This window comes from Xenorhabdus mauleonii (assembly GCF_900113945.1).
Lineage (GTDB): Bacteria > Pseudomonadota > Gammaproteobacteria > Enterobacterales > Enterobacteriaceae > Xenorhabdus > Xenorhabdus mauleonii.
In genome coordinates this window covers 36031-60932 of the sequence record NZ_FORG01000011.1, presented here as the reverse complement: position 1 = coordinate 60932, position 24902 = coordinate 36031, and the positions used below count along the sequence as shown (strand labels likewise).

Annotated in this window: 18 protein-coding genes and 1 pseudogene; 5 read left to right on the top strand and 14 right to left on the bottom strand. The window is 45.4% G+C overall.

Annotated features, from left to right (window positions below):
* Window positions 1–432 precede the first annotated feature (432 nt).
* The 12 genes from BM100_RS12075 to BM100_RS12020 all read right to left on the bottom strand — a co-directional run bounded on the left by BM100_RS12075 (window position 433) and on the right by BM100_RS12020 (window position 15841).
* The gene (locus BM100_RS12075; RefSeq protein ID WP_092511271.1) at window positions 433–1437 is read right to left on the bottom strand and encodes a ParB family protein; all 1005 of its coding nucleotides are present in this window, start codon (window positions 1435–1437) and stop codon (window positions 433–435) included.
* Window positions 1434–2636 (bottom strand): AAA family ATPase, encoded by a 1203-nt coding sequence (locus BM100_RS12070; protein ID WP_092511269.1) that lies wholly within the window; start codon window positions 2634–2636, stop codon window positions 1434–1436. The genes BM100_RS12075 and BM100_RS12070 overlap by 4 nt, the downstream gene beginning before the upstream one ends.
* A 433-nt stretch (window positions 2637–3069) precedes the next feature.
* Window positions 3070–3465: a hypothetical protein gene (locus tag BM100_RS12065; protein ID WP_092511267.1), complete on the bottom strand. Its 396-nt coding sequence runs from the start codon at window positions 3463–3465 to the stop codon at window positions 3070–3072.
* 233 nt (window positions 3466–3698) lie between these two features.
* On the bottom strand, window positions 3699–5042 hold the full coding sequence (locus BM100_RS12060) for a DNA cytosine methyltransferase (RefSeq protein ID WP_092511265.1): 1344 nt from the start codon (window positions 5040–5042) through the stop codon (window positions 3699–3701).
* A 408-nt stretch (window positions 5043–5450) separates the two neighbouring features.
* Window positions 5451–5690: a hypothetical protein gene (locus BM100_RS12055; protein WP_092511263.1), complete on the bottom strand. Its 240-nt coding sequence runs from the start codon at window positions 5688–5690 to the stop codon at window positions 5451–5453.
* Window positions 5691–6133: 443 nt separating this feature from the next.
* The gene (locus BM100_RS12050; RefSeq protein ID WP_092511261.1) at window positions 6134–6397 is read right to left on the bottom strand and encodes a hypothetical protein; all 264 of its coding nucleotides are present in this window, start codon (window positions 6395–6397) and stop codon (window positions 6134–6136) included.
* 256 nt (window positions 6398–6653) lie between these two features.
* Window positions 6654–6953, bottom strand: coding sequence for a hypothetical protein (locus BM100_RS22575; RefSeq protein WP_139216959.1), 300 nt, complete (start codon window positions 6951–6953; stop codon window positions 6654–6656).
* Entirely contained in the window at window positions 6943–7521 is a 579-nt protein-coding gene (locus tag BM100_RS12040) for a Thoeris anti-defense Tad2 family protein (RefSeq protein WP_092511257.1), read from the bottom strand. The genes BM100_RS22575 and BM100_RS12040 overlap by 11 nt, the downstream gene beginning before the upstream one ends.
* A 7-nt stretch (window positions 7522–7528) precedes the next feature.
* Window positions 7529–8116, bottom strand: a complete 588-nt coding sequence (locus tag BM100_RS12035; protein ID WP_139216958.1) for a VRR-NUC domain-containing protein — start codon at window positions 8114–8116, stop codon at window positions 7529–7531.
* A gap of 215 nt (window positions 8117–8331) precedes the next feature.
* The gene (locus BM100_RS12030; RefSeq protein ID WP_092511253.1) at window positions 8332–8610 is read right to left on the bottom strand and encodes a hypothetical protein; all 279 of its coding nucleotides are present in this window, start codon (window positions 8608–8610) and stop codon (window positions 8332–8334) included.
* Window positions 8607–9050, bottom strand: a complete 444-nt coding sequence (locus BM100_RS12025) for an olxA (protein WP_244590665.1) — start codon at window positions 9048–9050, stop codon at window positions 8607–8609. Before BM100_RS12025 ends, BM100_RS12030 begins: the two co-directional genes overlap by 4 nt.
* 41 nt (window positions 9051–9091) lie before the next feature.
* On the bottom strand, window positions 9092–15841 hold the full coding sequence (locus tag BM100_RS12020; RefSeq protein WP_244590664.1) for an N-6 DNA methylase: 6750 nt from the start codon (window positions 15839–15841) through the stop codon (window positions 9092–9094).
* Window positions 15842–15920: 79 nt separating this feature from the next.
* Between BM100_RS12020 and BM100_RS12015 the strand changes: the two genes are divergently transcribed.
* Window positions 15921–17594 carry a phage portal protein gene (locus BM100_RS12015; RefSeq protein WP_092511251.1) on the top strand — a complete coding sequence of 558 codons (1674 nt, stop codon included), beginning with the start codon at window positions 15921–15923 and terminating at the stop codon, window positions 17592–17594.
* Between the two features lie 31 nt (window positions 17595–17625).
* Entirely contained in the window at window positions 17626–18657 is a 1032-nt protein-coding gene (locus tag BM100_RS12010; RefSeq protein ID WP_092511249.1) for a hypothetical protein, read from the top strand.
* Between the two features lie 209 nt (window positions 18658–18866).
* On the opposite strand, the gene BM100_RS12005 is transcribed toward BM100_RS12010, so the two are convergent.
* Window positions 18867–19610, bottom strand: a complete 744-nt coding sequence (locus tag BM100_RS12005) for a C80 family cysteine peptidase (protein ID WP_092511247.1) — start codon at window positions 19608–19610, stop codon at window positions 18867–18869.
* Between the two features lie 1155 nt (window positions 19611–20765).
* Between BM100_RS12005 and BM100_RS12000 the strand changes: the two genes are divergently transcribed.
* Window positions 20766–21701 (top strand): hypothetical protein, encoded by a 936-nt coding sequence (locus BM100_RS12000; protein WP_092511245.1) that lies wholly within the window; start codon window positions 20766–20768, stop codon window positions 21699–21701.
* 326 nt (window positions 21702–22027) lie between these two features.
* Window positions 22028–22836, top strand: a pseudogene (locus tag BM100_RS24070) (IS701 family transposase); the annotation flags it as partial.
* 286 nt (window positions 22837–23122) lie between these two features.
* Here the strand turns inward: BM100_RS24070 and BM100_RS11990 are convergent.
* A complete protein-coding gene (locus tag BM100_RS11990; RefSeq protein WP_092511243.1) occupies window positions 23123–23800 on the bottom strand; it encodes an FMN-dependent NADH-azoreductase in 678 nt (225 codons plus the stop codon).
* A 115-nt stretch (window positions 23801–23915) separates the two neighbouring features.
* Here BM100_RS11990 and BM100_RS11985 point away from each other — a divergent pair, with 115 nt between their 5' ends.
* Window positions 23916–24809 (top strand): LysR substrate-binding domain-containing protein, encoded by an 894-nt coding sequence (locus BM100_RS11985; RefSeq protein ID WP_092511241.1) that lies wholly within the window; start codon window positions 23916–23918, stop codon window positions 24807–24809.
* Window positions 24810–24902: the final 93 nt, after the last annotated feature.

Genomic DNA, 24902 nt, shown 5'->3' with positions numbered 1-24902 from the left:
TAGACTGGATGCCACTTCTGAAAACAAAAATCTTGTTTTTATGATTCATTATCGGCACGTATCTGACAGTAAGCAGGAAATTCTAAGAAATATTCAATGATAGTTTGTCCCGTTTGTTCAACGACACTTTTTTGATATTGAGAATTCTACAAAATTGACTAATAAATCCAGTTTCCCATGAATTCCCTGTAACGATATAACACCCATCATTTTACAACCACTTGAGACATAAACGAATCTTTTAGTCAGATTAAGAATTTTTTGGGTTCTTGATTTGCTGGTATGAAGTATGAGAGTTACACTCTTTGATTTAAGATTCGAAGCCTTTCACCAAAGAGAATAACTCTCTTCTTTTCAAATAGAAGTGTCAGATCTAGTCTGAGTGAATACACTTGAAACCGTAGGAATTTTTGTCTTCAAGGTACGTAAGCGTCAATGATTATCAACTGAGAATGTTTCTTCATTTTCAGATGATTCAAAAATTTCATTTAAAGCTAAATCAATACGTGATTGAAGTTCTTTATCAAGGCGCGAAAATTCATACACAACTGTTCTGTTTTTCTGGTGTTCTTTGCGCCGTGCATAAGTGCGTTTATCTTCAAATATCCTCAATTGACTCACAGTAACGGGATCTGAATGGCTGGATTTCCGTGTTAGTTTTACACTACGGAAATGACTCATAATAGCGTTTTTAATGGCATCTGGAGTTTGTTCTTTTATTTCAACCTGTTCCATCTTGTCACGGATTTCATCCAATATTTCGTCTAATGAAAGATTTAATTTCTTAACCTGTTCCATCATACTCAGCAAGAACTTATAGTCTGATAGAGATAATTCGGAAACAACTGGGAAAAAAGCAATCATTTCTGCTGGAACTGACGCTGCTTGCAATGCTCGCGTGACTTTTGCAGTTGAAATACCCTCAACTTCAGCAATATCACGCTGTTTCATTCCACTATCCAGCATGAACTGAAAACGCAATCCCAATTCTCGTAAATTATGTTCTTTAGCTGTCTGTAAATCCGCGGCCAATTGGCGGGCATCTTGCACGTCAATGCTTTCATCAGTAAGTAGAACATCCAACCCTATATTCAGAAAAATACAGGCGGCACGACGGCGTGAACCATCCAGTATTTCAATATTCCCATCAATGACACGCCCGATGGCCGGGAAAAACTGCTGTAGGATTATCGTTCTAATAATATCCTGTAAGGATTCTCTAGTTAACGTGCTTTGGTCGCGGCCATTAATGGCAGGATCAACAAATGTTTTTTCTTCCAACTCATTTGCAGGAATATGCTGGCGTGTAAAAACCACTTTTTTTCCAGAGGAAAGAGTAAAGGTTCGTTTTTCAGCTTCCTGAGAATTCATCATATGATTGAGTGGAGAATTTCCCATTGTCCGCCCAAGTCGCCGAATGGTTTTGTTTTTGCTCATTGTTGACTCCTTATATACTCAATTCTGTCGAATACAGCACGAACGAAAATATCCGCCTGGTTCTTGGCATTCCTTAATGCATCTGGGCTTCCTGGATACGATGCCGGATTGGCACTAATTACCGTATCAAAAGTTTCACCACAACGTTCAAATCCATCTAATCGTGGAAGTGATGCATCAAGCATTGAAGCAGTGAAAACTTCACGGGCATAGCTTTGTGAAGTTTGATGGTCATATTTGAGTCCCATTTTCGACATGAAACCAATATTACCCTGCAAATTTAGTTCTATTCCCTCTTCCTCAATACGTTCGATCATTTCAGGCAATCGAGTCAGATATTTCATTGTTGAATGGAAATCAACTTGGGCTGGGGGAGTTGGAGTCAGCAAAAGATTACTGGCTGCAATGGCATTAAGCATAAATGCATCCAGATGTGGCCCCGTATCAATGAAAATAAAATCATAATCTTTAGAAAGGCGCTCAATAACCGTTTTTCGTAACACATTAGACGGAGACATACCGGGCAAATATTGTTGCACCAGTTGATTCCACTCGCTTGCTACAAAGGCATCATCAATAGAAGCTGGCATTACATCTACGCCAGGCATAACCGTAGGATGGACAAATTGTTCTAAAAGTTGTTCACGACTTACGTTATTAAGCATAGCTTGAGCCGCTGTTTCCAAAACAGAGCCAATGCTATTGTGGTGACTTAAAAACATTGTGCTAGATGCCTGTGGATCCATATCAATAACTAATATACGTAAATCGTTATGAATTAAAGATGGATGCGCACGTAAACCATGAGCAAGTGTCACGGTTGACACAGTTTTTGATACCCCACCTTTAAGATTAACCACGAAAATACTGAAGGCATCTCCCCACTTCTCTCGATAAGTAGGAATATTACGGTGTTTATAGATATCTATAACATTTTGAAGTGTTAGTGCATACTGAGAAGTAGAACCAGTCTGACGCCTGCTAAATTCATATCCTTGTTCTTCCATCTCTATTATGGCTTGATCTACCGATCGCCGATTTAGCATAGGCATCTTGGCAACAGAGTTTTTTGTAAATCTCTGGTAATATTCAGTTTGATCAAGTTCTATTCGTTGTTGTTCAATTTGATCACTTAGCCCTTGTAGCATGAATTCAGCTCTTTTCGCTATATCTGGAATCCCGCCGTAATTTTTTTGCATATACACAACCCTTATGTAAATGTGTAAGATAATTATGATTGTACATACTTTTTATGTTTTTTCAAAAAAACAATGTACAATTTACAAAAATATCATCCATATAATTTTTTATCGATATAACTTGAAGCAAATTCCAGTAGAAAATTCCTTTACTGGCAAACTTAGTTGGTTCTGCTGCATTAACAATGAAAGTCAAAACGAAAGTAGGATTGGTTGGTTTTTACTACAGAGAATTGATAGAAAAAGACGGCGAGTGAGGCCAAACTTGCTAATTTTTGTGATTATTGCCCTATACGTGACTTACTGACCAGTATAGGGCACCTGAATTTCAATTTTCATGAACACTTTTCGGCTAATGCCACTGGCATGACCTCTTCCCATTTCTGCGGATTACATCAAAAACATTCAGGTTTAAAAATATTCTGAATGGGTTCTATGAAATATTAGTCTTTCCTCTCTTACGGATAATGTCATCCCAAATTTTACATAATAAGGCTGCATTTTTTGCGGCCTTTTTTTCATCATCTTTAACCCCACCAGCAGGGATTACTGTTGTAGAGAAATCAATAAAGACTCCATTGCGTGGTTTGAAGTGTGCTTGTGTGATGTATTTCATCTCAAAGGTTCTTGGCCGAACGCTGGTATCCATGATGCAAACAATGTTTTTTGACGAACAAAACACGTTAAGCCGGGCATAAACAAAGTCTTTGTCTATTTCTATATGGGGATGGTGCCGGCGAATGGAATCCATGACCTCTTTAGCGGTCAGAGGCCGATTTTCTCTCAGAAGTACATCTGCCAAATGGATATTGGAGATTTTCTCTTTCACGCTCTATCCCAAGGAAATTCTAAATAATTTTTATATTACCTAAAAAACAGAAAAGAGAAATAAATATTCAATTATTACAATAAGTTATTAATTAAATATGCAGTGATTATATAGATAAATAAGGATATAGACACTCACATTGTCAACAATATCCTAAGTGGCTAAGTGCAAATAACATCAAGACCGATCGCTAAAGGAAAGAAAAAGATGCTATTTGCTATTGTTGAAGCAAATCACTTTTGCATCAGAATTCGTTTTCCTATCCATGCCATGACAGGCACGGCCATTGAATTACCTATCGCCTGATAGCGATGACCATCGGGACAGTTTTCTTCTGATTTTTTGTTCCACGGAATCTGAGTATGATTATCAGGAAACCCCTGTAAACGTTCGCATTCAACTGGTGTTAGACGGCGCACGGTATGACCATGACTCACACTGTGAACTTTGCTTTCAGTCAATGTGTAAGAAATTTCAGCTTTATAACCCTTGCCATTACCACCATTTCCAGATGCACGGTTTATCGTATTTCCTGCCAGTGAATAAACCATCAAATCAGTAGCGCTTTTGCAGTCCCGTAACTTCAATGTTGAGGCAATATCATCAGCTCGGTATTCACCAAATGAAAGCAGACGGTGGGGGGATATCAGCCCACTGCCACGCTGAGAAAATATTTCCTGATTGCTCATCCCTATCCCGCCTGTGCTATGACTTTGGTTCAAGGTCGGGTGTGGATTTAACGTAGAATCCCAATGGCTGTATTTTTGAGGCTGACATGACACAATATGGAAGTCACCAGAAAAAACTTCCTGATTACCCAGAAATTGTTTGCTACCACAGCTAGCTAACAAGGTTCCTGTTGTTTCACCACCACTTGTAAGGCGGAGAACAACATCGCTGGTAATGGCTTCCCTCTCCTTTCTGCTCGGCGGAGTATCCCTGCGCATGCTTTCTGGCTCAAAAAGTACCGTGGCGGGACAGAAGTTTTTTCGAGCACTTGCGACAACAAACACACGTCGGCGTCGTTGGGCCACTCCGAAATATTGAGCATCGAGCACTCGCCATGCGATGTTCCTTTGTGATCCAGACACATAACCTGCGTTTGTCCATTTTTTCCCTGACGGCTGCAACGGTTCATCCTCTCCGGCAAGCCCTGCAAGAAAACAGCCGAAGGCATTATCTTTACTGGATAAGACGCCTGGTACATTTTCCCAGACGATGATAGACGATGGTTTGCCGTTTTCGGCTCTAGCTGTGTCAATGGCATTGGCTAATTCCACGAATGATAATGTTAGTTGTCCTCGCTCGTCTTTCAGACCATTGCGAAGACCAGCCAGACTAAACGCCTGACAAGGTGTTCCACCGACCAAAATATCCGGCGCATCTGCCTGATTATCAGCAATCATCGCTGGGAGCCTGGTCATATCTCCCAGATTATGGATATGCGGCCAATGGTATTTTAGTACCGCATTGGGAAATTTTTCTATTTCGCTGAACCAGACCGGAGACATACCCAGCGGTTCCCAAGCTACACTTGCAGCCTCAATCCCGGAACACACTGAACCGAAATGAATCATTATTTATTTTCCATAATTGCTATTAAATCTGAATCTTCCGTGAGGTAAAAAGAATGATTCTAAAATTCTCATTATTACGTTGAAAATTCAAACAAAACAAATTCATAAAAAACACATTAAATACATAATGTTAGGTATATTTACACTACCTTTATAATACCTACAATCTAATTGTTCTCTATATGAAGGAAGGACAGAAAGCTGTTCATATGAAGAATATTCACTGAACATCAAAAAAGGACGGCCACCAGCCAGATTAGCAAAATTCTGGTGCCGTCAAGGGTGTCGAACTGATATCACTCTGCTAATTCGCTGAACCAATAGAACACAGGTCGGAATTTATTCATTCGGTCATCACAATGATAATATTGATACCAGAACAGGATGCTGAACCAGCAGGCAGAGAAGTTAACTCATATCATTAAACGCCAAAGTAAATTCACTTTCGGTGATTGCAGGTTGTACACCATTGGCGAAAATAATTTCGTTTTCAAGTGATTTGATAAACCGCCATTTTTTGAAAATAAGTCCGGTATATGTAGAGTCCATATTATTTGGGAAGCAGCCAATGTGATCTTTTAAAAATATCAGTGCTTCCATTCTTTCAGATATTTCTGTTTTCAGGCGGTGGATTTCGTCTTCGTTCATCGCGTGCTCTCTTGGATTTTATGCGCCAGCTAATGCTAACAAAATGCTTCAATATTTATACGTATGCTCATCACAGCACAATCATTGTGTTACCTCTGCCAAAGTGAATGCCACACGCGGCCAAGAATGCTCTTACCTACGATTCTATATCTTGCCGTTCGTTTCTCGGCATCACAGGAACCTTTCACATATCCTCGGTAATACCACGACCGGAAACTGGATGCGCCACGACCAAGGCAGTAGCAATTTCCGCTATACCCATCAAAATAGCCGGCCATATACGATGAATTTTGCTGCTGTCTTGTTTTGCTCATAACGTTACTTCATCCTTTCTAAAAGTCTGGCAAATTGGCACACCTAGAGCCATGAAAGTAAATTCTAAATATTTTTTATTTCTTGTTGCTGAACAACAAGGATACTAAAACTGCGTTAACTTGCTTTTTTTAGCCGATTTTCCTGCCGTGCTTTTCGAATACGGACGGCTGGCTGTTCTCGCTCCTCGCCATGCTGGCGCAAATTTGGCGTACCATGTTCAGTGTTCCACTCAACAAGCAGCCCACCAGCTCATTGACCCTTAGTTTAAGCTGGGCAATCTCCTGATCACGGGCTTCGATAATGCTGATCAATTCGTCATATTCTGCGCATTCAGCATCAATTAACACTGCAATCTCACGGGTTTTTGGTGTGGGTTGTTGATGAATACTCATCTTTCTTCATTCCATTGTTTTTCTGTCATTCTCCCCAAAAAACTCACACTAATAATCGCTGAACTCGCTCGGATACCTAGACTCGTTTGAGCTTCCAATAACCGAAGATGCGTCATTCTTGGTGTGGGATGTTTGACGATCACCGATTGCGTCTCCAGCCCTAACTGACTAAAGGCGACATTGAAGTAATAGAATTTCTTTGCCATGTTTATAATAACATTCTAACTAATTATTTAGTTTTAAGGGAGGAAACGAACTAGCACAATAACAACCGGTGTTTATCAACGATAATGTGTTTACCCAGTGCATACGCATAGTGGTATTCCGCCACACACACCGGATCGCGTTCAAAATCTTTCGGGAACCACACTTCACTGGCAAGGACAAGCATACACACCCGTGTTCCTAATGAGCCTAAGTTCGCCCCGGCGTGACTAAACCGTACGGGGTTACTTACCGCATAGCCGGCATTTTTGTACCTTGCTTCAATGATAACTAACGCCACTTCACGAATGGGCATATTAAGCGGCACGGAGAGATAAATCTTAGGGTGCACGGTAAACCGCCCAGTTATCGGCCAGCTGATCCTGAACAGAAGGGTTCCAGGAAATAGCAATACCTTCAGGCGAGATAAATAAGAATTCGGCGTGTTCGTCTTTTCTGCGCTTATCACAGTGCAATTTCACCCGCCCGCCTGCCCAACTCATCCGATAGATACTGTAGTCCCGTTGGATCATGAGACTCAACGCGGAAGGGTAATCCATTAAGCGGACATCCGGCTTGTTTTCAACAGAATTGCTCGCTGAATCCGGATGCAATTTATCCGAGAAAATAGCGTTGATGATGGATTTTTGTGTCTCGGATAGGCAATGCGCGTAATCAGTGGTAGCCCGCTGGATCAGCGTCCATAAGTTCTTTATCCCACCGACCGCATAATGAAGGCCGGCTTTATTGATGTTTGCCCGTTCAAATAATTGACGCGTCTGCACCTTTTTTCCTGCATTTTCGACAGATAATTCAAGCAAGCAGACCATACAGTGGGCAATCTTCCATTTTGTGGAATGACGTTTGATAGCAGGCTGATCGAGTAACCATGTGTAAAATAACTCTTCATTAAATTCCATTTTCCTACTACCTCTTCCATAGATGATCATGTTTATGCGCGCTCAGTGATGCCCCGGTTTCCAAGCCCCCATATTGGGTGACCGCCTCTATCGCTTCGTGTTCACCATAAACCACAACACAGTAAAAACCCGCTTCAGAGAGGGTATTCAGCCATTGCTTTTGTTCTGCTGAAGGCTTATTGGCGCCATGCTTAAATTCGAGGCGCATACCGTGATAACACCCTTTGGCCAAATCGAGAGAAACGTCCGGGTAACCTTTTCTTTGTCCCTCTGCTCTGAGGCGTTCGCCTGTTTTTTTATGGCGTAATCCGCCGTTAGGCGTTGAATGCAGAAGTGTATAAATATCGGGCACATTCATTTCACAGTGATAGAAAAAACGCACCTGGGCGTAATGTTCATGATTCCCCTTCAGCAATTCGGGATGTTTATTTAACTTTTCCAACGCGACAACATGGGGGGAACGCACTGTGTTATTGGGTTTGTCCCACCTGACAGAGAGGTGATTGGGGATAGTCTTTTTACCTTTAATGAGTTGCCCTTTCTTCTTCGTCCTTTCGCAGTAATCGCTATACCATTCCTCGGAAGCCCTAAGCATACTCACTCCAACAACATGATTTCAGTTCTAATCGATTTTTACTTTTTATTTTTCACCGCGTGTGTGACATACCCGCCAGAAGGCGGGTTCTTTCTTGTGAATTTAAACCCCATGTTCTGAGAAAAATTCTAACGATTTATTTTTTAGTTTCGACAATAAATTCTAACCATTATTTTTAAAACTTCAATAATAAAATCTAACTTATTCCAGATAAATCATTGGTTAATACTGACCGCATTTTTCTTCAGACGGGCAATATTGAAATCAATCATGTCATCCCATTCCTGCATCGGGCATTCCCTGATTTGCCCCACTTTCACCTCATTAGATGGCCGAATAACCCAACACCAATTTTCAGGGTGCTTTTTATCCTTCAGTTCGAAGACTTTAAAATAAGGATTAAAATGCAAGAGATACCCGCGTGCCTCTGCCAGCCCCTTCAACTCATCCAGTGTATAATAGGTCTTTTTATGGGTATTTTTGCCCTTGCTCACCCTTTCCCCCTCGCCTGGATCAGCGTTTCCATCTCAGCGTCATCGCTGAACCACAGATAAGGTTCGGTATCCCCAGACGCCTCACTCACCTCAAACGTATGGCACTGGGAATACACCGCCCCGTTTTCAACGCGTTCATTCGAATACAGGTGTGCCGCCACCACGGTCAACGCAGGGCGATTCATGCTATAAATCGCGGCAACATCGGTATCCACAAGGGCACCAAACGCTTGCTCTCCCTGCGCAATCATCAGCGATTTCATACCCGGCCACCAGGCACCGAAAGCCCGATACAATCTCGGCTCTTTTTTCAGGCGGGTGATCAGGTTCGTTAGGTAAAATTCCACATACGCCTGCTCTGTCTTTGTGCCAATGGCTTCAGCCAACAGGCTTTCCAGGTAGGCTTCTGGGGGTTGAATAGTGTCAATCAGTGTCGTCATTGATTTCAATGCGCCCAAATAGGGCGCAGCTCCATAATTAATTATTCGTGCTTTTGAATAACGGATAAAATATCATCCAACGCATGGTCTTTTGAAATAAGCCACCAGCTGCCGGCTAACTCGTCACCCGGGTTGCGGCCATTATAATATTTGGCGTTAAAATCCGCTTTCAATTCCTCTTTTGCTTCGAACAGCGCACCCGCTTTGCCTCGGGTATCATTCAAGCAATAACAGCCATCCGGCGCGTAATCATAACGGTTAGCACCTTTACCGCCGCGAATATGCGTGCCGTTAGTTTTCACAAGGATGTTTTTTTCCAACTGAGCGACGCGGATGTCTTGGGCTTCCTGTTCTATTCTGGCTTTCTCCGCGTTGGCATGATCCACTCTCTCCTGAGAGATAAGGCCGGCCTTCACCTTGATTGTATCCCAGAATGCGTCCTCATAGCGTGATTTGCTGTAGAGTGAGTGAATTGTATCAAGCAATTCATCACGTTGCTGAACGGCCAGAAACAAGGATTCGGTGATTTCATGTGCTTCAATAAAGCCCAACGCCACCGCATCGGCAAATAAATTGGCGAAATCCGTTACAAATATCCCATCAGACAGCGAATAATTTTCTTCGAAACGGCGATAGCCCGGAAACGCCTGCACACGTTCTATCACTGTAGCCAAATTCGCATTTAACGCAGATGTAAACACCCGATAGGCGTTATGCACCTCTGCTTTACCGTGTGTAGCAATAGCCTCGTTCAAACGTGTGACTATTACCTGACATTGCTCATGAAATGCCTTATCAAAATCCTCGGTGTTTTGGTATTGGCTGGGAGCAGGGAATGCACTTCCTCTGCGGGCAAGACGACCAAAAGCGTGGTTGATAAACTCCTGAGCATTGTAATGCCCATCTTGAATAAAATGACGTAACTGTCTGGAGCCCGTTCCTGATATGTTGGCAATTCCGGTGCTGGCTTCTTCTAACGTTTTTGAAATATATTCTGCAACAAATTCAGTGACAAATGACTGACTGGCGCTTTCCCCATAACTGGCCATCGCGGTTTCGTAGTTGGCACCGAACAAGGCGATTAAAAACCCTCTATCCACATAATAGCGGCCGTGTTGACGATAATACTCAGCCACTTTTGTTTTCAACACATCATCGGCCGTGTCGGGATAGATGATAGTGTCCGCATTCTCCTTTAGCCAGTCTCTAAGCTCAGGCGGCACCCCATAGGAATACAATAATCTTTTGAGAGCGAAACCGCCCTCTGCCCGGTAGACCACCCCGTCATTTTTGAATCGCAGATCACCCGATTTGAGGTAGGCGGCAAATTGCTGCTGATTCAGCCGTGATACCGCCTCTTCAATGCGTAATCCCCCAAACATCCAGGATTTTAATGCCACTTCGCTCTCTGAAAAATCAGTCTCTGCACCTAAATTGGTCACTGGCAGGGTTACCGACGGCTGGAGTGTGGCATCATATTCATCACACCATAATTGCTCGACGGTAGCGATACCGCTATCAATATTGATGGCCTTGAGGCGAACCAAATAGTTATCTTTGCGATAACTGTATTTACTCCTCAACATCCGGCAGTGATAAACCCGCCCGGTGCGAAAGAGTCGTTTATCTTTCGCCACATAATATTCAGCCCCATGATCGACAATATCCGGTTCAACCTCCAGATAGCCGGCCTCAATCGCATGTTTGATTTCTGGCCGCAAGCGTTTAATGAGGTTCTCCGATTTGCGCATCCGGGTCAGCAAACGTTCTTGTTTCGTGATGACGTCCTTGTATTGGGCAATCTCTGTTTTAAGTTCTTTCTGCCATTCTGCCGACTGATACGCCTCCTGGTTCAGTTTGGCTTGTGTTGCTGCCATGTTGGCTTGGCTGGCCTGAATCGTGTCTTCGACTGACTGCGCATTGCCTTTGCTGGCGTGTTGCGCCTTCAAATAATTTGCCAGATCAATCTCTGCCCGCTGTTTGGCTTTTTCGCGGGCTAAGGTTTCGGCTTTCTCAACTTGTTCACGGCGGACACGCTCCCGCTCTTCGGGATCTGAGGCCAACAATAACCGCATTTCCTCTGCACTGTTGGCATCGGCATTCGCCATTTTTGCTGCATCCGACGTGAGAATATCGGTGATCCAATTGGCCTTGCGTTGCATCGTGTCCAAACGGAACTCATCAAATGACCCTGTACCGCAATAGTAATACGCCTTGACGCTCTCACTGCTGGAACCCACGCGGGCGCCGCGGCCGTTTCGTTGGTTCAGTGAGGCCGGTGTCCAGGGAAGGGTTAAGTGGTGCATCGCCGTGGTGCCAATGTGCAAGTTAATGCCCACCTCCGCCTTCTTATTGCAGATAATGATCGGCGTTCGGCCTTCGTTGTAGTCCGAGGCAATCTTTTCTATCCCGCTCAGCGAAATCTCATTTTGGGCAGCCACATACTCATCAAACGCGGCTTGTTGCGCGTAATACTTCTCCAACTGCTCTGGGGTCGCGTCTTCTTTCGGTTCCGCGGGACGTTTCACCTTCTTCAGCTTCTTACTGTTGGCTTTGGATGCCTGCGCTACCGTGGTGGCATTCAAGATACCGATGTCTTCCCGTTTCATGCCCAGCGCCTGGGCGAGAATACGGCGCAATTTTTCATGCTGAGTTTTTTCGTCCGAAAAGATGATTTGTTTGCCCCCGCCGGCCATTTCTGTTTTCAGGTTCGCAATCAACTTCGAATATTTGGGCGGAATGGGGTGCGAAATGTCCTCTTCACGCAAACCAAACATCGCCAAGCGCTTAATCACTTCCGCCTCGTATAACTCGGAGACAACCAATGCTACAAATTCCCCCTCTTCGCGCACCACTGCCTCGGCGTTGGCCGTGAGGGTTTCGTCTTCATCCTCATCCAATTCCGTCACACTGACGGGCAAATCGTCCCGCAGCGCGTTAACGGCCTCCCGATGGGATTGCTTAAACCGGAAGGTGACGGTGCGGTTATACAAATCGGGATCCGTACACACCCTGTCCATGTCCCGGATAATCGCAAAAATGGAATCTTCGGGTTTTTCTTCGTCTCCTCCCAACCCCGGTAGTGTCGGTTTGGATAATGCGTCCGCCCGTTTGCGCAGCTCTTCATACACCGCTTGCTGATACGCCGTCATCGGCACGGATTCCGTCTGCGGCACTACCGCCGGGATAGCGACTTCACTGGACACGTCCTTCGCCTCTTTCAGCGTCGCCCAGCGGTGGAAAATGCCGCGTAAGCCGTCCAAATTCTGGAACCCGACTAACCCCAGCTTGGTTTCAATCTCCCCCGATATCTTTTGGACATCCACATATTCGGTCATCCCGAACACCTTCACAAAATCATCCGGCGTGTAGATCCCCATGCGTTGCCATTCCTCCATGGGCACGATATGGGAAAGCATATTAAACGCATCAATCGGGCTGTTCACCAGGGGCGTCGCCGTGAGCATCACCGCACCCCGGCCATTATTGCGCCGCATCAGATAAGCATTCTTGACGGCCATATCACGGGCGGATTTCGCTAATGCTGAGGTCGGCAGATACGCCAGTTGTGATGCCTCCCGACCGGCAGAATAGCTGTTGCGGTAGTTATGGCCTTCATCGATAATCGCATTATCAAAGCCCATGTCTTCAAAATAGGGAAAATCCGGCTTTTTCTGGCTGCCGGTATCACTGCCATCGGCCAAGATGCTGTTTTTCTTCTTCGCATCCCGGTGCTTTTGCCCGTCGAGATTGACGCGCCCCGCCTCGGCCATCGCAAACAGCACATCATGCGCGTGGTCATTGATCGTCTCTGCCCGCAGGGGAATGGCCGCATACTGCTCTTTGGTCATGACCACCGCCCGGTAATTGGACTGCGGGATCAGGTTCATCCGTTCTTTAATCGTGGCGCTACTGGCGATTTTGATGGCGTTACGGTAGCGCGGCTGGCCGGTAGCCTTGTCCAATTCCGGCTGGCCGGTGGCGTCCAGCACCGGTACCTGGCGATGATGTCCCTCGTCATCAAAGATTTCATCCAACCCCACAAACAAGAAGCCTTTTAACGCCTCTTTGCTGTAGAAAGACTGGGCTTCGTGATACCAGTTCTCCAGCACGGCTTTCGGCACCACAATCGGCGTCCGCTTGCTGCGGCCGTTTTCGAAGTTAAACGCTTCCAAGGCCATGCCGGTGGTGGTCTTGCCCAATCCGGTACCAAAACCCAGTATGCCCCGCCCGTCTTCCGATAACCGCCTGACTTCGGCGTTTTGATAACCAAAGGGAATGCGTTTACCCGAAATGCCACTGAGGTTCAGGCTCGCGCCGGAATGTTCATAAGGGATATAGGCATTGAACGCATCGTTATATTGCTGAACCAGGCCGTCAATTTCATCATGCTGTCGGATCCAAACGTTAAAATCGTCCTCCAGCCGTTTGATCCGCGCCAGATGTGCCGCTTCGTGCTGCCCGCGCGGTTTGATGCCGTTCAGGTAATTCTCCAGCTGATCGGCAAACCCGTCTTTGCCCCTGACCCGCTTATACTGTGGAATGACCGTCCCTGTTTCCTTGTCTTTGGTCATGACCGTTTTGTGTCGGTACCCAACAAAGACCCCATTCTTGCCGCGATAATCCAGATCGGAGACGAGTTGCCCGTCTTCCACTTCCACTTTTTCGATATATTTCAGCGCGTCATAGCCTTGCTCGTTTAAAAACTCCAGCATCAGGCGGCGATCCATCCAGCGCGAGTTCAGCGAGAACGAGATGTTATCAACCTCCGTCCAGTTGCGCTTACGCTGGATTTCTTCCAGCTGGCGCAGATAGTTTTCTTTGACGGCACCTTCACGGGCATACGGCAATACCGCCATGATTTGGCTGTTCATCAGGCCAATGTCACCACAGGTGGCTCTGTCCATCGGCAACACATGGCCGTCGGCAGAAATCGCTATCCCGTCTTTGCCGGCAAGCAATGCCAGCAATTCGTCATCATTCGACGGTAACTCCCCGGTGTAATGCGCCCGAAACGCAGCCAGGGTAATCGGATCTAAATCAATTTGATTAAACAAGTGTCGGATAACCGCTTCGGGATCGGTACTGTCATACGCCTCCCGAGCACCGATATCCAGTGTGCCCTGGATCAGGTCTGATAAATTGCCCTCTTTGGTCACACTAGCTTTAAATTTCAGCCAGTCTGCCCCGCCGCTGCCGGACACTTTCACGCGACGGCCACCGTGCGGATTGCCCCCGCGCGCCATCTCATGCTTGATGAGCTGTTCGACCTGGGCGCGAATAGCCTCTAAGTGTTCACCATCGGCACCTGACGCCATTAAATCCTGCATGACCGCGATACGCTTCCCGATGAGGGAGCCGCGCCAGGCTTTTTCACGCACAGACGGCGATTGGCCTTGAGAGAAGGTGATGATTGCACGGTATTCCGACGGGAACGTTTCTGGATAATCTTGAGCGATAGCAGAAACCTGCTCAAAGTTGAGCGTTAACAACGCTTCGGGCGTGGACAACAACGTCGACAGTTCTTCATACGTCGTGACACCGTAACGATCGGGATCGAGTTTCGTGGTCTTGGCACTGGCATCATAAACCAACCGGCCTGATTCCATTTGATACCAACGGCCATTGATAAACCGTTTTTCGCCTTCCGCCAGGGGTGAGAAAGCCGGTTCTATCAGATTCAGGGCGTCCCAGTCGATCCGCGATGCAAACTTATGCGCCAAGTTTTTCTTCATCTCATCGGCGGTTATCTGGTCATTTTTCACCACCAGCCGCTTAAACTTGCCTGAACCTTCAATGCTGGACTCGCCGTGTTGGAATTTGCGCCCGTCCTGTTCAAACCATTTTCCGGTCAGATAGGTATGCCATAACACATTGGCCGATTTCAGAGCCGCCTCCTCTGCCATCAGGATTTTTTCGGCCAGCTCGACGGGGTGTTTTCTCAGCACCCAAATATCCACCGCGGTGGCAGTGCCGTTTTCTTCAAAGGTGCCTGACGGCAAACGGTGCGCCCCTAAAAACTCCGCCTTACGGGAAACCTGTTCACGTAATTTGGTGTACGTCTTCCCACTGGTCATGCCGTAGGGCACCACAATACAGGCCAGCCCGTTCGGCTTGATTTTGTCCAAAATACGCAAAACAAAATACACGCCCACGTTTTTCACGTCGGAATAGGCCGGATCAAAATGGCCAAACCCGCCACGGCTGGCGCCAAAGGGCACATTGCCGAGGCAGCTATCGAAATAATCATCCGGGGTACTGGCGGCGAGCTTTTCAAACGGGGAGAGGGAAACCTGGTCTTCCGGGTGCAACAGCTGGTTAATGCGGCCGGAGATGTCGCTGATTTCGGTGGACGTACAAATAACCCCTTTCGGTTTGGTTTCCTGAAAGACCCCGGTCGCCGCTGACGGCTCAAGCATATTGCCGGTATCGGCACCATAGGCTTTCATCATGTCCCACATGCCGGCGGCCACATGCTGGGGGGTGTAATATTCGTATTCCGAGCCACCAATGCCCCCCAGTCCCGTATAACCGGCCAGAGTCTGGCGCTGTTCATCCGTGAGCTGATATCCGTCAAAATCAGGCGGGAGCGCATCAAGCAGCGCCATCGCTTCCGCATTGGCCTGTTTTCGTGTTCGTTCAATACTGACCCCCTCGGCTTTGGTAATGCCAAAGACGGCCGGAGATCGGGTTAATGAGGCTGACCGGATAACCCGGATCAGTTCAGCTATACTGGTCACGCCCAAAAATAACGCGGTGCCATTTTTCGTCGCGGTTAATTTATCGCCCAATGTTTACGTCTCGAAATAAAGGTTCATTAGAATTGGCGATTCTAGTAAACCTTTAATTTATGACTGGCGGGGAATAACCGTGAAATCCAAAACGTCGTGGTCACCAATAGACATCCTGCGCAAGTTATTGCCCGCGCATGCTGATCGTGATGACCTGCATGGTATCCCTATTTCAGGCAGTAACGGGGCTATCGTTTCCCGTTCGGGGATCGCGCCCTACAAAAACAATCACGATGACGCCGAGGTGTTTACCGCCACCGGCGATGAAATCCATGCCAGTGTTCAGCTGCCTGAAGAACGGCTGTCGAGGTATGCGCTTTTAAGCATGATGGCCAAATCCCCGACCGTGGCTGCGGCACTGAATATCCATATTGCCAATGCCCTAAGCATGGACAAAAAGTCGCGTTCCATCATTACGATTGAACCCAAAGACACCTCCGATAATGCGCTCCGCCAACACTGCAAAGAACTGCAAGGCGACCTGGGGAAATTAATCAACGCCAATCTGCCCAACTGGGCGCGCATCATGACCATTTTCGGCACGTCCTATATTCGTCCCTATGCCGAAAAAGGGAAAGGCATCATTGCGCTGGAAAGTGACTTCCATACCCTGCCGCATTTTGTGCAGGAATTTGTGCGCGGCGGCCAGCTGGCCGGATTTACCGGTGATTATTTATTGCACCCTGAGACGCATCAACGCGTCCTGGCGCAACCGTGGGATCTCATTGCCATGAAATTACCCACGTGGGTGCCCAGCTATGACCACCGCCCGATGATTTATGGCAGCAAAGGGTTTAGCTTGCTGGCGTCAATCGAGCATTCCCCCTTACGCGAAACCCAAAATTACGGCGCCAGTTTTCTTGAACATTCCTATGAGGCCTTTGTTAACCTGTGTGATGCCTTAAAGGCACTGAAAGCCACCCGCAATAACGCGGCCAAAATTGACCGTCTGGTTGCCCTGACCACCAACACCTTAGACCCCGCCCAAGCCGCCAATTACACACGCTCCGTGACGCAGGGATTAAAACGCAACGCCGTAGAAATTCAGCGCCGTATGCTGAACGGCAACGCCTTGCCGACGGTGATGAACCATGTGATCCCGGTGATGGGTGACGGGAAAGGCGGCATTGTGGTTGATACCCAAACCATTCCCGCCGATATTACCGGCATTGAAGATGTGATGTTTCACCTGCGTCAGCTGGCGGCTTCGCTGGGTATCGATGCCACCCTGCTGGGCTGGGCAGATCAAATGAGCGGCGGTCTTGGTGAAGGGGGATGGCAACAAACCTCCAGCAGCGCGGCTGAACGCAGTGACTGGATACGGCATGGCTGTTCAGAGGCCATCTATCGCATTATTGATATTCATTGCGCCTTCAAATACGGCAAGGTCTTTCCACCCAATGACCGCCCCTACCAGATCACTTTCAACTCCCTGAACACCGCCATTCAGGAGCAGCGAAACCGTGAACTCGACAGCCGGGCTAACTACTCTGCCCAGGTGGTGACCATTGTTGATGCCTTGCTCAATAACCCGAAAATGAGCGGTTCAGACACCTTTATGCAGTACACATTGGCCGACACCATGGAAATTGATCCCGAGACCGCAAAGGCCATGATGAAAGAATTCAAGGCCACACAAGACGATAGCGGGGACAATGAAATGATGGAATCCACCCCCGCTTCCTCTGGGATCGATATCGACTCCATGAGTCATGACGAATTAAAAAAATTTTTCACCCTGATTACGAACTAACTCGCCTTTGTACCGATTTTTAAGGAAAACCATGAATCATTTAACCACTGTCACTGACCGCTTTTCAGTGATTGAGAATGTGCGAAAACACACCCCACAGAATGCCCGAAACTATGTGCTCAGCTCCGTGAAAGCCTCACTGGAAAGCAACGAAGTGAAAGAACGGATGGCATTAGGGGAACTCTATGGCTTTTATGGCCACAACCGCCGTGAAGAATATTACAAGCGCACGGGCGAACTACGCTTGCCGGAAACCAGCTTTATCATGGTCGAGGGTAAGCCGGTTGCGTTGGATAATGTTCCGTCTAACCGCACCGTTGCTATCAGTATCGATGATACCGGGATTGTGACCCATACGCAGGAGCTGTTGGACACGGATACCGGGCGCATAGTTAAAGGCATGGAGCGATCCCGTGCCGGCGGGTGGAGTTGGGTTACCGGGGGCTCTGACAGTCCCTGGAAATCCGTTGTTCGCCGTTTTTATGGCTTTGATTATGTCACGACGCCAAACTACATCAGCCTTGACCGTGAAATCATGATGGCGGAATCCGTTTCAGACCGACAAAACCACATTGTCCAGACGTTCACCGACGCGGGTTTTAGTGAAAGCGCCGCCCTTGACCTCTCTGCGCATTTTGAAAAAATGCGTGAACACGAAATGATGATTGAATCCGTGAACCGCGCGCAGACGGCAGAAGGGGAATTATTGATGTTATCTGGTCGGTTGTTGGAGCTTAACCAAAAAATTGAAACGCAGGATGCGATGCTGGAAGCCGTACAGCGCAAAGATGATCTTCGTAAACGGTATCTCCAGTCCGCCATAGACAAACTGCCGGTATTCTTGTCCCAAGAACAGAAAAATGCCCTGTTACAGATGGAAACAGAACGTGATTTGCAGATGGTTGAAGCCATTTTCGAATCCGTTGGCCATGTTGATTTCGGTAAACTGCCATTAGGCCAGATGACCGGCTATCAACCAGCACCCCATAAACGGGCTTCAACTGCGCTCAGCCAAGCCCCCATCTTTTCGCTCAAGACCTCAAAACCACCGAAATTTAGCTGAAAATGATGTATGCCTCGCCTTATATTAGGCGAGGTTGCCTTTATTAAACTCATAAACGACATGAATAAATTAAAAAATAACCATCTTATTTTCATGTTAATAAATTTGAATGCAAATATGATAATTAAATTGATGACCATTCATAATAAATATGAAGTATTAATATAAACTCCTTTTATTAAAAAATATCAAATTTAGTTTGAAAACCTTCATGATCTATTTATATTAGAATCGATGTAAATTTTATTAGTTATTTTTCCATTGCAAAACCATACTTCATCAATAGGGGCTATATCAAAACCATCACTATGTTCATGTTGAATTATTCCTACACGAGTAGGTTCAACTCTATCCACTTCACCAGCTAAAACCTTCTGCATTTTGTCAAACGCAGTACCCATTTTTTCATATTCAACTTCACTAATGCTATGTTTATTCATGTAATGATTTTTACCAAGTATATTTTTTAAACCGTGTGATTGTTCCAAATTAGGCAAACTCTTTAACTCTCTATTATTTTTATCTAGATTAAACCTGAATAATCCATTTCCCTGTATCCCGGCGTTTGGATAAAACCCCATACTTCTAATATTAATTATCCCACGATAACCCTGAATAATTATTTCTTTGCAATATTGATTTAAATATTTAGAAAGACTACTTGCAATAGACTCTTCTCCTGATGGACCATCATCCGCTGATGAGCATGAGAGTAGGCGAACATACCCATAATGATTTAATTTAATTTTATCTAAAACTTCAGCCTCCTCTTCTATTTCTTTGATTAAATCTTCGGCATCTAATTGCGAAGACATCCCACCTAAAGACATAAGCAAATAACCTTTTTCTCCATGAGCATGTATATTTAAGCGTAGTTTCCCATTAAAGTTATCATCAAAAACGTTAATTTCGCCCGTACAGATTGTAAATTTAAAAGGATCATTATTCAGCATGATTTTAACTCCAGTTTATGTTTAAATTAAACATTATTAAATAACATCAAACCTATTAACTGAAACAAAATAGAATCAACAATCACTTCCATACATAATATTATAGCAATTAATTTACATCACATTTTTTTAAAATCCGTTTATTAACCATTAAAAATAACCATTACTTTGTAAAAATTCGTACTTTTTGTAGCACATATTCCAGATAACGAATACGTCTAAAAATCCCAATAATTCCTAATTTACAAGCTTCAGCAACTAATTTTTCTTATTCCTCAGCTAGGCGTTTTTGATCTTCTTCATACCACTTTTTTGTCATTCCATGATATAAGTCAGTAAGTTAGCATAGTGAACTTAAAAACCTTCACTACCTTCAATATACTAGCAAGGATCTTCATGCCACCTGTTTTTAACCCCGGATTTCTTTATCTGTTTTTTGTATGTGCGCAAACATTGTATACCTTTCTATAAACTGATAGTAATAAATACAAGGCTGATTAAGCATTGTGCTCATTAATAGGTACGCAACCAACATATGAAAACACATAGTGTGGAGCAAGAATATAGCGGGTTTCATGCAGTGAAACCGCTTTGATGGTTACACGCTCAGGCTTTGACTGTTGGTCAGCACGCAAATGCACATAAAACCGGAATTCATAGAATTTTCTATGAGGATAGATTCAATGATTATCATTGATCATGATGGTAATCTCTCTGTAGAGAATATTCTAATCACCACCATCGAAGTTACAATCCCAACAGTAGGATTTACTACTGTTTTTTTACACATAACGCTTACCAAAGGGGTCATATCAACATTTCATTGGCTTCATGCATCATGAAATAAATAAAAATTCTAACTAAAAATAAAAAATTAATTTAAAAAAATAAAAGTTAAATCAATATGTTATAAATAATTTAAAAGTAATATCTAACTTGAAATAAATTTAACATATTGATCTTAGAGTCAAATCGCGTGTAGGATCGCCCTCGTTAGACAAGCTCACCTATCACAACACTGTATAGAAATCCAGTTTAAAATATACAGGCAAAAAAAAGCACCAGTTCACAGCTGGCGCTCTTTTTTCACCGAAAAGGTGGCGCTTTCTCGTCTACAAACAAGGAAGCAATTACAATTTAGATCGGAAACTAAATATGCAAATTTCACGAACCATTATAAACTCACGCACTCCATACATCAAGAAAAATGGGCAGATTTCAGGCTATGGCTTAAATATTGTTATCAATTACTTACCCATTGATATCCTTTCCCGCCCGGCAAAACAAATCTTGTCCGTCGTCTCGGGTGTTGCTTCATCCACATCAGAATACAAAATCTACAAAACAAAACGTAATCTCAGTATGGAATGTGGCACCTCCATCGCAACCGTACGTCGTAACTTAGACAAGGCCGTATCTGCAGGCATACTGACGAAAACGTATGTGTTTGATCCCCATGCCGGCCAACAAGCGACAGAATACAAATTTACAGTTTCATTTCTCAATGTTGCTCTCGACTGCATACAAGCGATAAAAGAATTTGCGCGCAAGGATATCCGCAAGGTCATCAACTGCATTACAGAGGTATTTCAGCGCAAATTTAAAGCCCAAGCGCAACCTGCTCCCCCTGATCAAAATGAACAGGGCTCCCCAGATCAAAATGATCGACAAAGAAAAGTAAAAGTAATAGACCAAGAAGAAAAGAAAAAGAGTATTCCGGCTAAACCGGAACAACATTCTGTCAATGTAAAAACAAGTGCAACCGCCATGGCGGAACGGGCAAAAACGAAAGCACTTGATCACGCAGAAAGTGAGAACATTAAACACGTTGAGCGTAGTGAGGTTAGGAATAAACTCTACAACCTTGCTAAGCGGCAAACATTTTTATGCGCCAATACTGCATGGCAATCCAATAGCAAAAATCAGGCTGCCAGTGCATCTTATCGTGACCGAATTGACAGAGAAGCCGAACAGGCAAGACAAGAATCGGAATTAAGTTTTGCAGAGGCAAAAGGAAGAGGATTCGATCCGCTAAATACCGTACACGATATCATGAGCCTTCATTTCAGCCATCGTAAATTCACTTCATGAACGCTGTAAATAGCAGGATAAAAATGATTTCTAGACATCGCGCTTGACTACCCCCTCAGATGTAGGTGCTATATCCATACGAAACAATGGATTGAATGAAACCATGAACAGCGTAATTACGGATCATTTTTCTAGTTCTAAATTTTGACCTAAAACACGGTAACTCTAATCAATGGCATGAATTTATAAGCTCAATAACCTATCCTGAATAGGTTAATTTTTAGACATCGCGTTCAGGCCGATGACTGATTTGCTTTTTAGCATTTGTCTGTTTTAGGTCTAATACTACAATCGTAACTGTTCTGTAATCATCAGGTTATCCCGGCGCCGGGCGCATAGAAAACAGTCAGATAGGCGTCTTTCTCTGTTATGCCGGTCAGGGCGGCCATGCTTTTATTGACCGTGTCTTATACCTGCCCAAACAATGGACGGATGACCGGCCCCGTTGTGAAGCCGTCGGCATTCCTGACTCTGTTCCCTTTGCCACCAAACCGCAGCTTGCCCGGCAGATGCTGGAACGGGCATTCGAGGCCAGTGTGCCCTGCCGCTGGGTGACGGCCGATGCTGTTTATGGTCAGGATCGTCGTCTGCGCTGCTGGCTGGAGTCCCGATATCAACCGTTTGTAGTGGCGATCCCTAAAAGTGAGCCGTTGTGGTGGCAAGGGCGACCTCTGTCCGCGCCGACAAGATTGTGGACAGCCTGACGCCTCAACAATGGGAACAACACTCCGCAGGGCAGGGAGCGAAAGGCTAACGTCAGTATGACTGGGGTTTGGTGCCACTCTGGCGTTTACAACTGAGTGAGCAAGAACGGTCATATGGCCATTATTTACTGGTCCGGCGTAGCCAGGGTGAAAAACAGGAACGGGCTTACTATGTGGTGTATGCCCCCCGAGAGCAGGCCGATCTGAAAACCCTGGCGCAGGTGGCAGGTCGTCGCTGGGAAATTGAATGTGGTTTTGAGGAAACGAAGGGAGAATACGGCCTGGATCATTATGAAGTCCGGCAATGGCACAGTGGGTATCGGCACATCACACCGTCGTTATTGGCCCATGCGGTGCTGGCGGTCTTACGAATATGGGAGAAAAAAAACGCCAGTGGGGCTGATCGCGCTCAGTGTGGCGGAACTGCGTAAGTTACTGTCAAAATTGATGGAAAAGGCCGGAGAGACTGTCGAACAGGTTTTACATTGGTCATGTTGGCGACGACGACATCAATACTCCGCCCAACAATGTCATTATCGCCGCCGGGATAACCTGATGATTACAGAACAGTTACGACTGTAGTACTAAGAAGTAAAATAATATCAATTAGCCAATTATTCTTTGGTGATATCAGATTACGAATAGAGTAATGTTTTACTCATCCATGAGCTTTGGTATATATAAGCCACGAGAAGGGGTATCCACCCTAAACCTGCTTTAGATAGCGTGGGTTCCTAACATCGACACAAGATCATCCACGTTCCTCTCAGCCTGTCTGATTGAATCGGTCAATCTATGATCCGCAAACTCGTCATATTCAATGGCCGCTTCATAAACATCAGTGACACCTATGTACGCGAAAGCAGTACGTACCGATGCTTCCACATGGTTGCTATCACCAAGGCGGTTACCCAATTGGTATCCGTAATCGCCACGAGAAGAGAGAATGACTAAGCGTTTTCCTGAGTCTGCCAGTAGTGGCCAATAAGGTTCACCATCCCGGTTTCGATCAAACCCGAATGTGCGTCCTACTCGCACGATATTGTCAATGTATGCCTTAAATTGTGCAGGGGGGCCAAAGTTATACATCGGTACGCCAGCGACAATGAGATCCGCTTGTAGTATCTCATCGACCAGGGTATCACTCATGCTAAGTGCTTTTTTCATCCAATCTTCACGTGCATGTTCGGGGGTGAAAGCCGCCTGTATCCATTTGCCAGTAACGGGCGGTGGAGCATCCTGACCTACATCGCGGTATAGCACTTTTGTTTTGGGATGTAATGATATCCACTGTTTTACAAAACGAGCGGTTAGTCTACGTGTATGCGATCCGTGGGAAATTTTGTCAGAACAACCGTAACGTGCACTTGCATCAATGTGTAATAACATAGTCATATTAAGTTAAACCCTTACAGATAATATTTAATCAAGTGCAGTTAGTCTCTATTTAATCGTACGGCCTAACAAACGATATATTATCAACCAATAGATGATATGATATCATCCATCAATGACTATACGACTTCCTTCATTAACATCACTGCGTGCTTTTGAGGCCGCAGCACGTTTACGCAGTTTCAAGAAGGCGGCTGAGGAATTGTCTGTCACTGCGACTGCGGTTAGCCACAGGATCCGTGCCTTAGAAGAATTCCTCGAACACCCCTTATTCCTGCGCAAAGTGCGGGCGGTTGAATTGACGCCGGATGGGTTGACGCTGTTTACTGCTGTGCATAGTGGCTTTGAAACCATCGCTGTGGCTATTAAGCAAATACAAAAGCCGCGCAGGCAATCAGTGATGTTATCTACAACTCCTGCCTTTGCTACCAAATGGTTAATACCCCGGCTGGCATCCTTTCAGGAGATATACCCCGATATTGATCTGCATATCCACGCATCCAACACACCGGTAGATCTTTACAGTGGAACAGTTGATTTGGCGGTTAGATATGGTATTGGGCAATACACAGGTGAAATTGCTACGTTGCTTCTGGAGGATCATTTTGCTCCTGTCGCCAGTCCAACACTCCTTACATCGATAAGCAGGGATGCATCACAATGGCCTCTAATTCATTTCGATTGGCATCATTCTCTGCCTGTAGACCTCACATGGAGTGTCTGGGCTCAAGCCTCTGGACTGAAACCTGCTGACCTGCCTCGTGGTATTCGGTATTACGAAGAAAGTCACGCGATTCAGGCGGCTATTGCAGGTCAGGGTGTTGCACTACTGAGTCTGCTATTGATTCAGGAGGAACTACGGCTGGGGGTATTACAGGTCGTTACTGAACCCACATTAAAAGGTATGACTTACCATGTGCTCAAAAGCAGTCAGTATCCAGTCTCTGAGGCTGCCACTACCGTGGAGAACTGGCTGCTACGGATTGCTCACCAGAAGACAGCGGAATGATGAAATAGCAGGAATGCGTAGTGCAGAGTGCAGATGCACCGCGTAAGAGTAAACAAACCTGCAATAACACCGTTCTTGCTCGATAACGGTTAA